Here is an 11,847-nt window from a genome sequence, read left to right as displayed (position 1 = left end):
TCTATGACTAGCTCCCACTTTCTATATACTATTTTCAAGCCAGAAAACTTTAGTAAAGAAGAACTTCAATTGGTTATAGATCAATTTCAGGAAGTTGTTTTTTCTAAAAATGAATACCTGATAGAAAAAGGAAAGACAGCCAATTATTATTACTTCTTAGAAAGCGGATTTTTGAGATCATACACCCTCGATTTGCAGGGCAATGATATTACCACTAAATTTTTTATCTGCAATGATATTGTCATCGACTGGCATTCTTATTTTCTAAAAACAGCATGCAAAGAATCCATACAAGCACTAACCAAAGGAAAATGTTGGAAAATTAATTTTTCTGACTTCATGAAACTATTTCACATAGAAGCTTTTAGAGAAGTAGGAAGAACACGGCTGGTTAATAATTATTTCGAACTAAAAAACCATTCTGTTTCTATAATCGGAGATCATGCCAAAGAACGGTATTTGAATTTGCTAAAAGAAAAACCGGCTCTGGTTCAAAATGTGCCTCTAAAACATATTGCTACCTATTTAGGAATCACTGACACGTCCTTAAGCCGAATACGAAAAGAAATCACTCTGTAAATTCATTTTTTATGTTTGCATCACAAGTTCCTATTTTTATTTCCGTTTTATTTCTACTGGCTATTCTTGTTCCAATTCTGTTAATTGCCAAATTGGTAAAAACAACATCCTATAAGAAAAGATCTTCTTTTGTCATTCTTTTTTATCTTAGCTATTTATCATGTGTTACAATAGCCTGTTTCATGGGCGTATTTAATGTACAAGCATTACCTCCCCGTATCATACTAGTCACAACCGTTCCTTTGCTCCTATTTTATCTCTTCATTGTATACAACACTACATTTTATAAAACGATATTAAAAGAGAGTACGTTATCTCAATTAGTAGCAGTACATATTTTCAGGTTGATTGGTGTATTCTTTCTTATTTTATTATGGCAACAACAACTCCCTCCAGTATTTGCTATTATTGCAGGAACAGGAGATATTCTTACTGCTATCAGTAGTATTTATGTAGCAAAAGCCATTCGCTCTCAAAAAAAATATGCCAAGAAAATAACCTTTCTTTGGAATAGTTTTGGTCTGATAGATATTCTCATCACCTCTGCCACTGCTGTTATACTAACCAAAATCAGCATTGATACAGGAAATCTTGGAGTTGATATTTTAACACAATTTCCCTATTGTTTTATTCCTTCTTTTGCTCCTGCTACAATTATTTTTATCCACCTCTCCATTTATCTAAAAATGTATCATAAAAAATTTCAATAATTGTCATTTCTTGTCATAAGCAAAGATTTTTCTTTTTTCTGCTTTTTAATTTTGATGTATCAATAATCATTAATATTAATTCAGATGAAAAAAGAACATTATTTTATGATGCTATTCAGGTATATTCCTGACTTTGAGTATCAACCTACTCTACAGGAACAAGCTGATATAAAAGAGCAATGGGGCACATTCATAGGCACTATTGCGATCAAAGAAAAACTGGTTCATACGTATCAATTGGGTTTTGAAGGAAGGCAACTAATGCCCGATCAACAATTGAGCAATGAAATCCTGATACATCAAAAACAGACGCTCAGCGGAACCATGACTGTTAAGGCTAATTCTATAGAAGAAGTTACTGAAATGGCTAAGAGCTGTCCTATCCTGAAAATCGGAGGTACCGTAGAAATTCGTACCATCCTTCCTATGATTTCCTAATCAGTTAGCCTTTCCGGATAAATAACCTCATACAATTCAATACATAGATAAAAATGAAAAAAATGATACCAATATTTATACTATTAATAGTTTTAGTGATAGGGTACGCTTTATACCAAGCCCGTAGCCTGCAACATATTCGAATAACTAGAACCGTACAGATTCACGGTGATATGCAGACCGTTTTTGATCAGGTTGTATATTTGAAAAATTTCAAAAAATGGTCTCCCTTTTTAGAAGCTGATCCTTCTCAAAAAATACAGATAACAGGAGAAGACGGAAACGTAGGAGCACAATATCACTGGATAGGAAATAATGGAAAAGATGTAGGATATCAGGAAATCAAAGATATCCAACCACTTCACTACATTAAAATGGGATGTGAAATTCAGAAACCATTTGTATCCAGCCCTCTTTTTGAGTACTCATTTTCACAGGAAGGAACCACTACCAAAGTAACCCAGAATTTCACCCTAAAATCTGGATTTGTCGATGCCTTCTTTATGTGGATATTCGGAGTAAAGAAAGACATGATAAAAATGAATACACGAGGGATGGAATTACTAAAAAAAGTAGTCGAAGCAAATAAATAACGTTTTTCTGTCAAAGAGATATCTCTTTCTACAAGCCTCATTTTTATAGAGGCTTTTAGGCATTTATAACAAAAATGAAAAATCCAATACTTGGCATAGTAACATTCTTCTTACAAAGAACATATCTTAGTATAAAGAAATAGTACGCATAAAAGAACCGAAATGACAGGCAAATTGCATCCAACTGTTCAATCTAAAAAGAAACCAATGAAGAAAATATGTATTCTTATAGGGGTGGTTACATTGATTTTTAGCTGTAAAAACGAAAAACAAACTATTACAGAAGAAAAAACAGTGTCTCCAATATCGGAGATATCTGATAAACAACCTGTGATTGCTATTCTGGGAACCTTTCATTTTGCAAACACTAGTGATTACTCTGCTATTGTTCTAGAAGATGGGTTCTCTCCTAAACGGCAAAAAGAAATGAAGGAAATCGTAGCACAATTAGCTATGTACAGACCTACAAAAATATTGGTAGAACGAGAACCATCTTATACAGATACACTGAATCTGCAATTTTCTAAATACCTGAACAACGAATTCGAATTGCCTATTAATGAACTTTACCAAATCGGGTTCAGACTTGCCAAAAAACTTGGTCATAAAAAACTCTATGGTATTGATAAACACATGAATTTAGGAGATGAAGATTTAGTCGCTCATCTCAACAAACATGGATTAATGGACTCTTTCTCTACTACTATTAAAAATGCCAGTACATATGGTAAAAAACACACTGCTTACCTGAAAGAACATTCCATAGGAAAAACACTCATTACTATTAATACCAAAGAAGGAGAAGACTTTAATAGAAATTTATACCTCGATCATATTCTAACCAGTTCCGAACTAGAAAATGCTCCTTCAATTACCTATGTCACTAATTGGTACAAACGAAATATTCATATCAAGCACAATATTGATCGAATTACCGAGAAAAAAGATCGGATTCTGGTTATTATAGGAGCAGGACATAGTGCAATTCTGAATGATTTTTATCGAAACAGTAACGTAATTCAATACGCAGAAATAACAGATTATCTAACAGACGAATAATAAATAGTTCTTAAAAGAAAATTAAGTTTCTCTTCTCACTAATTTTGAGCTAGTTTTTATACATTAGCGCTTTAATCCCATCTGATTTTATAAATAAAATAACTCTCTACAGGTATGAATAAACTGTTTAGTAGCTATATCGGTATTCTGATATTTTTTCTATCATGTAAAAATCAAAAAGAAGCACCTTCTTATGTATATGAGAGTTCTTCTATGAAAATCATCCAGCTAAGCCCTCATGCCTATCAGCATATTACCTACCTCAAAACCAAAGAATATGGCAATGTCCCCTGTAATGGGATGATTGTTACTGATACTAATGAGGCAATCGTTTTTGACACACCAGCAGATAATAAGGTTGCTACAGAACTAATTAATTGGATAGAGGACAGCCTCTCTTCAACTATTACAGGAGTTGTCACTACTCATTTTCATATAGATTGTCTTGGAGGATTACAGGCATTTCACGATCGGAAAATACCATCATATGCCAATACTAAAACAATTGACCTGGCTAAATCAGCAAAGAAAGAATTACCTAAAAATGGTTTTGATACTTCTATGGAGATCAAAGTGGGGACTAAAAAAGTAATCAATAGTTTCATAGGAGAAGGACATACTGCTGATAATATTATTAGCTATTTCCCTTCAGAAAAAATCCTTTTTGGCGGTTGTCTCATAAAGTCCTTAGGTGCTAAAAAAGGAAATCTGAACGATGCAAATGTACAGGAATGGTCAGAAACGGTTAAACGCATCACTTCTAAATATAATGAAGTTGAAATCGTGATTCCAGGACATGGTGCTACAGGAAATCAGGAGTTATTACAATATACTATCGAATTGTTTCAAAATTCCTCTGTAGAATAAATCTATCATTTACTAAAAAAAACTCCATTCTTTTACAGAATGGAGCGGATAATGTGCACATCGAAGTGCTTATTTTTATAGTCTGTCCCTATGCAGAAACCTTTTCTCCAGTTTCTATAGATGCTAAATAACGTTCTGCATCTAAAGCTGCCATACATCCTGTTCCTGCAGCAGTAACTGCTTGTCTGTACTCTTTATCCTGTACATCTCCTGAAGCAAAAACTCCCGGTATATTAGTTTTGGTAGATTTTCCTTTTGTTATGATATATCCAGTATCGTCCATATCTACCTGTCCTTTAAAGATATCTGTATTTGGTTTATGCCCGATAGCGATAAACAATCCGGTGATTTTAATATCTTCTTTTTTTCCTGTTTGATTATTAACCATTCGCAATCCCTCTACGACCTGCTCTCCTAATACTTCATCTACCTCAGTGTTATACAATACCTTAATATTTTCTGTACTAGTTACTCTATGCTGCATTGCTTTGGAAGCTCTCATATAATCCTTACGGATCAACATGGTTACCGAATTACAGATATTTGCCAAATAGGTTGCCTCTTCTGCAGCTGTATCTCCTGCTCCAACAATAGCTACATCTTGTCCTTTATAGAAAAATCCATCACATACCGCACATGCAGATACTCCTCCTCCTCTCAGGCGTTGCTCACTTGGCAATCCTAAGTATTTTGCAGTAGCTCCTGTAGAGATAATAATTGTTTCTGCTTCAATCTCTTTAGAGTTGTCTACAGTCACTTTATGAATTCCTCCAACTTCTTTACTAAATTCTACATTGGTAACCATTCCTATACGTACCTCAGTACCAAAGCGTTCTGCCTGTTGCTGTAACTGCACCATCATCGTAGGACCATCTACGCCTTCCGGATACCCTGGAAAATTGTCAACCTCTGTAGTCGTTGTTAATTGACCTCCCGGCTCTAATCCTGTATATACTACAGGTTTCATATCTGCTCTGGATGCATAAATCGCAGCAGTATATCCTGCCGGACCAGAACCTATAATCAAACATTTTATTCTTTCAATAGTATCTGACATGTTATTCTAATTTACGTAAGGTAAAAGTAGCAATTTGATCAGAAAACTTACAGTAAAATCATTAAGAATAATTATGCTGATATAAATCGGGACAATGAATCTGGCTAAATTAATTTCTTCTCTTTGCCCATATACTGAGGTTTTACATGTGGTTTAGCACCTCTGGAGAAAACCTAAAATCTATTTCTCTTTTTTTTATTATTAATAGCAGATCCCCTATTTTTGCCTAAAAAGAAATGACTCTTTTTGATGCATTAGATTTATTGGGAGTAACAGCCTGTGCAATCTCGGGTGCATTGAGTGCAATGAATAGAAAGTTTGATCTTTTTGGGATTTTTATTATTGCATTTGTTACCGCTATTGGAGGAGGAACTGTTAGAGATGTACTTATAGGACAGACACCTGTATCCTGGATGCAAAGCACATTAACCATCTATCTTATTGGTTGTGTAACCACTTTATCTATTATTTTTAGAAATAAGTTGTATTATCTAAAAAAATCTTTGTTTTTGTTTGATTCTATCGGACTAGGCGTTTTTACTATCATTGGGGTCGAAGCAGGAATAAGAACCGGATTGGATCCTATTTTTTGTATTTCACTTGGCGCAATAACTGGTTGTTTCGGTGGTGTTATCCGGGATATTCTTTGTAATGAAATCCCAGTCATTTTTAGAAAAGAAATCTATGCAATGGTTTCTATCTTAGGAGGTATTTGCTTTTTAGTACTGAATGCATTTCATGTAAAAGCTAATATTATTTATATCGCTACGGTATTACTTATTATTTCTATTCGATTACTCGTAGTTACCTACAAGGTTTCACTTCCCTTATTTACTGTAAAAAATAATAAAGAATCATAAACATACTACCTTACTAGTTAACTATTGTCCTAGATGGACAATATCCCATGTCCTAATTTGGCGTAGTATTGTATAGAATTAACATATACGCTATGAACCACCAAACACAATTAGATCGGTATAAAGCACTGATTGATTATATACAGACAAACTACAAAGAAGAGATCACAGTTACAGATATAGAAAACATTTGTTTTTATTCTTACAGAAATATCAACCGTATCTTTATGGCATTACATCATGAAACGGTTGGACAGCATATAAAACGATTGCGATTAGAAAAAGCAGCCGAGTATTTAAAATTTTCTAATGCTCCTGTCAGTGACATCGCTTTCGAAATAGGATATAGTGATCTTGCTGCTTTTAGTAAAGCCTTTAAAAACAAATTCGGATGTGCTCCATCATCTTTCAGAGAATCCATTAAGCTACAACAAAACATCGTTCATAAAAGCCTTTATCCCGAAAGCACTACTCCAAAAAAAGAACTTCCCTATGAAATAGAAATACTCCCTGATATGAAAATTCTCTTTTTGGAATATAAGGGGCGACATGATGACCTTAAAGGAATTGAAAAAACATGGGATCAATTGATCCGATATGCAACTAGAAAGAATATGCTTACTGAGGATACTATCTATATGGCAGAAATTCTGGACGATGAAGCAATTACAGAAACTATCCATTGGAGATATCACGCCGCTATCTGTATAAAAGATCCCTCTCAATATACAAAGGATGGTTTATTTACAACCAAAACAATTAAAGAACAAAAATATGCCAAGTTTATTCATAAGGGAAGCCATGAATCATCTCTAGAAACATACGATCGAATCTATGCTCAGTTCATATTAGAAGAGGAATTTGAATTACATGATGCACCTACCTTAGAATTTTATTTAAATGACAGTAATGATACAAAAGAAGAAGATCTTCTTACTGAAATTTATATTCCTATTGTATAAATCGGAGATGGTCCCCCCGAAAATATTTAATAACTCTTTAACAAGAACTCCTGAGAATAATAGTTAGTTTTCGACCATGTGAAGAGAAGGTATCAACATAAGCAACTCGATAAATATGCAGTTTTCCTAGCTTATCCCAAAAGATCAAACCTCATTTAGTGCCTACTATTTAATTTATTAAGTACTATCAAAAGGTATTGGCTTTATTTCCTTTTCCTTCACTATTTTTTAATAAACCAATCAAAAAGAAATCGTACTACCTATGAAGTCGTATTACTTAATTTTTATGTATCTCTTATCATTATCCTATTCTTTCTCACAGGAAAAAAATGCCATAGAAGTAACTCCTGTTTTACCAGAAATCACTTCTGAATTAGGGCAATTACGTGATTTTACAATGGCACCGACACAAGATGAAGCATATTTCACAATGCAAAGTTTTTTTGGAGAAATTTCAGCAATTGTAAAAATCACTAAAAAAGGAACTACCTGGTCAGCTCCTTCTATCGCTCCTTTCTCCGGACAATTTCATGATATGGAGCCTATGTTCTCTCCTGATGGGTTACAATTATATTTTGTTTCTAACAGGAATACCGGAAAAATAAACCCAAAAGCTACAGACTATGATATTTGGTTTATCAGAAGGGAGAGTAAAAATGCCCCATGGTCCGATCCAATCAATCTAGGAGCTCCTGTAAATACCGAAAAAGATGAATTTTATCCCTCGATTGCCACTAATGGTAATTTATACTACACCAGCACTGCTACTCCTACAAAAGGACAAGATGATATTTTTATGAGTGAGTGGAAAAACAATAGCTATACCACTCCTATATCGTTAAGCGAAGCTATCAATACCAAAGGAATGGAATTTAATGCTTTTGTAGCTCCTGATGAGTCTTTCATATTATATACAGCATACAAGCGCAAAGGAGGAACCGGAAGTGGAGATCTATACATATCGTATAAAAATAAAGAAGGACAATGGACACCTTCTGAAAACATGACTCAAATTAACAGCAGCACGATGGATTATTGCCCGTTCTATGATACAAAAACCAAAACTATTTACTTCACTAGTAAAAAGAACACGATCAACCCTCACCTTAATAAGCCTCAAAATATCAAACAGTTAACTGATATAATTTTTCAATATGAAAATGGCTTGAGTAGAATCTATAGTGCACGACTTGATATACTCAAAAAGTGATTGCTTAACTTTTTGAGATTTTGTAGGGGAAAACAAATTTCATTAGTACCTTTGCTGCCTAATTTTGCAGGTACTAGTGAGAATTGTTTTTTCCATACTTCTTTTTATTTCCTTTGCCATTCGTCCAACGATGGAGATTAGTTCTATTCTCTATTACCAGCTTAACATTGATTATATCGTAGAGAAATACTGTGTCAACAAAAAACGACCAATGCTGAACTGTAACGGGAAATGTTTTTTGAACAAACAACTCAATATACAAAAACAAAGTAGCTCCGATCAAAATGATGGAATCGTTATAAATGCAGAAACATTTTTACCACTCTATTTTGAAAAAAACAAGAGTTATGCATTACACTATGCCTCTCTTACTTCTCTGCAAAAAAACAACTGGTCTTTAAAAGAATTACACCCATTCGATATTATTCGCAGTATCGACCACCCTCCTAATAAAGCTTGAACGAATTTATAGGTTTCTACTACAAACATCAGCAGGTAAAGTCTCTATATAAATATATGAGTTACCTCAGTACTAATATACAACACATTCACAGGAAGTAAATTGTAATTCGGGATAGGTCCGACATTTTACACCTTAATTATCTACTACTATATAAAACGAGTATTTGGTAATAGTGTTTTCTATGTTTAGAAATGTAGTTGCGAAATAAATTCGACAAAACCAGGAATTGGCTATCAGCATCAATATACTTCTTTCTAAAAAAAACAGATAGCAAGCTGTATTGTGAATGTGACATTGAACTATGCTATTTCACTATAAATATTAAAAAATGCTCTCTGTATTGATAGCAGTGCACAATCTAATTCCTGCATAAAGACTATATAATCATTTATTAAAGAAAAATTACTGAGAAAGTATTTTCTAGGTGGATTTTTATCCATTAGCTATAGGGAACAGAATTCTTACAGATTGTTATTTTTATTATACATCCTGCTACAACCAAAAACGAATAAAGCTGATTTACAATAAAATATAACAACACAAAGTACGTTGTTTCATAAAACTATAACTAACTATGGTAGTATCCCCTATAGTACTTTCACACACATTATCCCATGAAAAAAGCAACATTCATTATATTGCTATTAACAAGCATTATAACTCAAGCTCAACAATTATTTAAAGGAAAAGTAACTACTGCCTCCAACCACCCTTTATCCGGTGCAACCATCACTGTATCTTCAGGCCCTTCTGTTGGCACTACCAGTGATCAAAATGGAGAATTTAGTCTTGAGGTTACAAAAAACACCGAAATTCTGATTAACTATATTGGATATACTTCAAAAAAAATAGTCTTAACAGCCTCTTATACCCAAATAGTTTTAGAAGAAGAAAACCAAATATTAGAAGAAGTACTAGTTACTTCTGCCAGTAGGGAAACTCAAAAAAGATCTGAAGTTCCTGGCTCTATTGCTACTCTTAATGCCAAGAGTATAAAAACCAGTAAAGCCTTCGGAATTGACCAATTGGTAAATCAAATTCCCGGAGTATTAATGTCTACTTCCAGAGCCGGGAGTAATGAACAACATTTTATGGCAGTACGTTCTCCTATTTCTACCAAATCATTATTCTTATATTTAGAAGATGGGCTTCCGATTCGTCCTACCTCTGTATTCAATCATAATGCCTTATTAGAAATGAACAATACTTCTTTTGGTCGTATAGAAGTACTAAAAGGACCTGCATCCAGTATCTATGGTAGTGAAGCTATCGGAGGAAGTTTTAACTTTATTACTAAGAATCCTACCGAAAAACTGAGTGGAGGTTTTGACTATCAACAAAATGACCTGGGATTCAGTAGATATGAAGTAGAAGTTTCTAATCAGGCAAATGAAAAATTAGGTTTTTATGTTGGTGGACATTATGCCAAAAGAGAAGATGGTCCTATTGCACATAGTGATTATGAAAAATTAGCCTTTACCTTAAAAACCGTATATGACTTTTCTCCCAATACCCGATGGACATCAGTAATAGATGCTGTTGATTATCGCTCTGATATGGCAGGTTCCCTTAGTGAATCTGATTACTCAAATGGTAATTATGAAAGTGATCAAACCTTCACAGAAAGAGATGCAGTTAGTTTTAGGTTTCGCTCTACTCTAGATCAACAATGGAATGACAATCACAAAACAGCTGTGAACCTCATCTTCAGAAGTAACAGAATGGATCAGATCCCATCCTATAGAATTCGTCAATTCAGAAATCAGGGAAAACTAACCGGTAGCGGATCTGGAGAAGTCAATTCTAATAAATTCACAAGTTATGTTGGACTTATTCAACATAAAATAAATTTTGATTTTGCTGCTTCTTCCTTAATCATTGGCGCATCTACTGATTACTCTCCTCAAAAATATGAGGCAGAAAGAATCAGTGTTTTTGTAGATCCTACAACAGGAATCAATACAGGGTATGAAAAGAAACATCAGGATTATATTCTTAATTATCATGCTGATATTTTTAATCACGCAGCTTATATGCAATACGAAATAACTCCAATAGAAGCATTAAAAATTACTGCTGCTTTGCGATATGATTATTTCAAATATGATTATGACAATCAAAACGACGGTATTTCGGGAGCAAAAGATTCTGAAAACAATTATGATAATATTGCACCAAAGCTAGGAATCAATTATAATTTTAATAAAAAATCAGGAATATATGCCAATTATTCCAATGGGTTTACTCCTCCACAAACCTCTACTCTCTATAGAAACAGCTTTGTTGGAGTAGATGGAGAAGTTTTTGACCTAAAACCAAGTAGGTATGACAATTATGAGATTGGAGGATACTTTGTACTTCCATCTAAATTAAAATTTGATGCTGCTATCTATCTTTTAGAGGGGAAAAATACCCTAATCACATTACGAAATGAAAATGATGAGTTTTTTAATAGTAATGCTGGAAAAACCAGATCCTATGGAATTGAATACGGACTTACATATATGCCTGTAAAGGGAATATCCCTAACACATAATGGAAGCTATGCTAAGCATAGGTACGTTACTTTTTATGACAGAGGAGTCGATTATTCCGACACTGATAGAAATACAGCTCCTTCTATCACGGGGACTTCCATTGTTTCTTATCAAACAAAAATATCAAAAGAGCTTGCTTTCAACATCGCTGCCGAGCATGAGCTCGTAGGGTCTTATAATACTAGTTTTGAGAACCAGGTAATTGTTGAGGATGCAGACGGAAACCCGATTCTTACACCAGAAGGAGACGAAAAAAGAACGACAGCTACCTATGACGGGCATTCTATTTTTAATCTCAGAGCCAGCATACAATATAAAAATATAGAAGTATGGGGGCACTTTCTGAATGTATTTGACGAATTATATGCCGTTAGAGCTTCCTATAACAGGTTTAGAGGTTCTAATAGCTATTCTATTGGAAACCCAAGAGCTTTTCACCTCGGGCTACGATATAACCTATAACACTTTATCCCGACCCTTTCTATAGAAAGGGTCGGGATAATTTCTATAAA

At 34.0% G+C, this 11,847-nt stretch carries 12 protein-coding genes; 11 read left to right on the top strand and 1 reads right to left on the bottom strand.

Annotated features, from left to right (window positions below; translation table 11 throughout):
* Positions 1-3 precede the first annotated feature (3 nt).
* The 6 genes from ACFSTE_RS04145 (at position 4) to bla (ending at position 4,246) form a co-directional block, all read left to right on the top strand.
* Positions 4-579 (top strand): Crp/Fnr family transcriptional regulator, encoded by a 576-nt coding sequence (locus ACFSTE_RS04145; RefSeq protein ID WP_176029529.1) that lies wholly within the window; start codon positions 4-6, stop codon positions 577-579.
* 11 nt (positions 580-590) lie between these two features.
* Entirely contained in the window at positions 591-1,289 is a 699-nt protein-coding gene (locus ACFSTE_RS04140) for a hypothetical protein (RefSeq protein ID WP_378255933.1), read from the top strand.
* A gap of 84 nt (positions 1,290-1,373) precedes the next feature.
* On the top strand, positions 1,374-1,727 hold the full coding sequence (locus ACFSTE_RS04135; protein WP_378255935.1) for a hypothetical protein: 354 nt from the start codon (positions 1,374-1,376) through the stop codon (positions 1,725-1,727).
* Between the two features lie 62 nt (positions 1,728-1,789).
* Complete coding sequence (locus tag ACFSTE_RS04130; protein ID WP_378255937.1) at positions 1,790-2,320, top strand: SRPBCC family protein; 531 nt, start codon at positions 1,790-1,792, stop codon at positions 2,318-2,320.
* Between the two features lie 162 nt (positions 2,321-2,482).
* On the top strand, positions 2,483-3,379 hold the full coding sequence (locus tag ACFSTE_RS04125; protein ID WP_378255939.1) for a DUF5694 domain-containing protein: 897 nt from the start codon (positions 2,483-2,485) through the stop codon (positions 3,377-3,379).
* A 114-nt stretch (positions 3,380-3,493) separates the two neighbouring features.
* On the top strand, positions 3,494-4,246 hold the full coding sequence (bla, locus tag ACFSTE_RS04120) for a subclass B1 metallo-beta-lactamase (RefSeq protein ID WP_378255941.1): 753 nt from the start codon (positions 3,494-3,496) through the stop codon (positions 4,244-4,246).
* An 88-nt stretch (positions 4,247-4,334) separates the two neighbouring features.
* Here bla and trxB read toward each other — a convergent pair whose 3' ends face one another.
* Positions 4,335-5,303 carry a thioredoxin-disulfide reductase gene (gene trxB / locus ACFSTE_RS04115; RefSeq protein WP_176029523.1) on the bottom strand — a complete coding sequence of 323 codons (969 nt, stop codon included), beginning with the start codon at positions 5,301-5,303 and terminating at the stop codon, positions 4,335-4,337.
* 236 nt (positions 5,304-5,539) lie between these two features.
* Between trxB and ACFSTE_RS04110 the strand changes: the two genes are divergently transcribed.
* From ACFSTE_RS04110 to ACFSTE_RS04090, 5 genes are all read left to right on the top strand, one after another.
* Positions 5,540-6,163 carry a trimeric intracellular cation channel family protein gene (locus tag ACFSTE_RS04110; protein ID WP_176029522.1) on the top strand — a complete coding sequence of 208 codons (624 nt, stop codon included), beginning with the start codon at positions 5,540-5,542 and terminating at the stop codon, positions 6,161-6,163.
* Between the two features lie 92 nt (positions 6,164-6,255).
* Positions 6,256-7,125 carry an AraC family transcriptional regulator gene (locus tag ACFSTE_RS04105; protein ID WP_378255944.1) on the top strand — a complete coding sequence of 290 codons (870 nt, stop codon included), beginning with the start codon at positions 6,256-6,258 and terminating at the stop codon, positions 7,123-7,125.
* 262 nt (positions 7,126-7,387) lie between these two features.
* Positions 7,388-8,335 carry a TolB family protein gene (locus ACFSTE_RS04100; protein ID WP_378255946.1) on the top strand — a complete coding sequence of 316 codons (948 nt, stop codon included), beginning with the start codon at positions 7,388-7,390 and terminating at the stop codon, positions 8,333-8,335.
* A 76-nt stretch (positions 8,336-8,411) separates the two neighbouring features.
* A complete protein-coding gene (locus ACFSTE_RS04095; RefSeq protein WP_176029519.1) occupies positions 8,412-8,795 on the top strand; it encodes a hypothetical protein in 384 nt (127 codons plus the stop codon).
* A gap of 617 nt (positions 8,796-9,412) precedes the next feature.
* On the top strand, positions 9,413-11,797 hold the full coding sequence (locus ACFSTE_RS04090; protein WP_378255950.1) for a TonB-dependent receptor: 2,385 nt from the start codon (positions 9,413-9,415) through the stop codon (positions 11,795-11,797).
* The last annotated feature ends 50 nt before the right edge of the window (positions 11,798-11,847 follow it).

The sequence above is a fragment of the Aquimarina hainanensis genome, assembly GCF_042684685.1.
GTDB classification, from domain to species: domain Bacteria; phylum Bacteroidota; class Bacteroidia; order Flavobacteriales; family Flavobacteriaceae; genus Aquimarina; species Aquimarina hainanensis.
The sequence above is the reverse complement of the archived record's forward strand: the minus strand, read 5'-3'. Positions and strand labels throughout refer to the sequence as shown.

Coding starts and splice junctions, on each gene's coding strand:
- ACFSTE_RS04140 (WP_378255933.1), top strand. CDS start 591: ATGTTTGCATCACAAGTTCCTATTTTTATTTCCGTTTTATTTCTACTG.
- ACFSTE_RS04105 (WP_378255944.1), top strand. CDS start 6,256: ATGAACCACCAAACACAATTAGATCGGTATAAAGCACTGATTGATTAT.
- ACFSTE_RS04125 (WP_378255939.1), top strand. CDS start 2,483: ATGACAGGCAAATTGCATCCAACTGTTCAATCTAAAAAGAAACCAATG.
- trxB (WP_176029523.1), bottom strand. CDS start 5,303: ATGTCAGATACTATTGAAAGAATAAAATGTTTGATTATAGGTTCTGGT.
- ACFSTE_RS04110 (WP_176029522.1), top strand. CDS start 5,540: ATGACTCTTTTTGATGCATTAGATTTATTGGGAGTAACAGCCTGTGCA.
- ACFSTE_RS04130 (WP_378255937.1), top strand. CDS start 1,790: ATGATACCAATATTTATACTATTAATAGTTTTAGTGATAGGGTACGCT.
- ACFSTE_RS04145 (WP_176029529.1), top strand. CDS start 4: ATGACTAGCTCCCACTTTCTATATACTATTTTCAAGCCAGAAAACTTT.
- ACFSTE_RS04100 (WP_378255946.1), top strand. CDS start 7,388: ATGAAGTCGTATTACTTAATTTTTATGTATCTCTTATCATTATCCTAT.
- bla (WP_378255941.1), top strand. CDS start 3,494: ATGAATAAACTGTTTAGTAGCTATATCGGTATTCTGATATTTTTTCTA.
- ACFSTE_RS04135 (WP_378255935.1), top strand. CDS start 1,374: ATGAAAAAAGAACATTATTTTATGATGCTATTCAGGTATATTCCTGAC.
- ACFSTE_RS04090 (WP_378255950.1), top strand. CDS start 9,413: ATGAAAAAAGCAACATTCATTATATTGCTATTAACAAGCATTATAACT.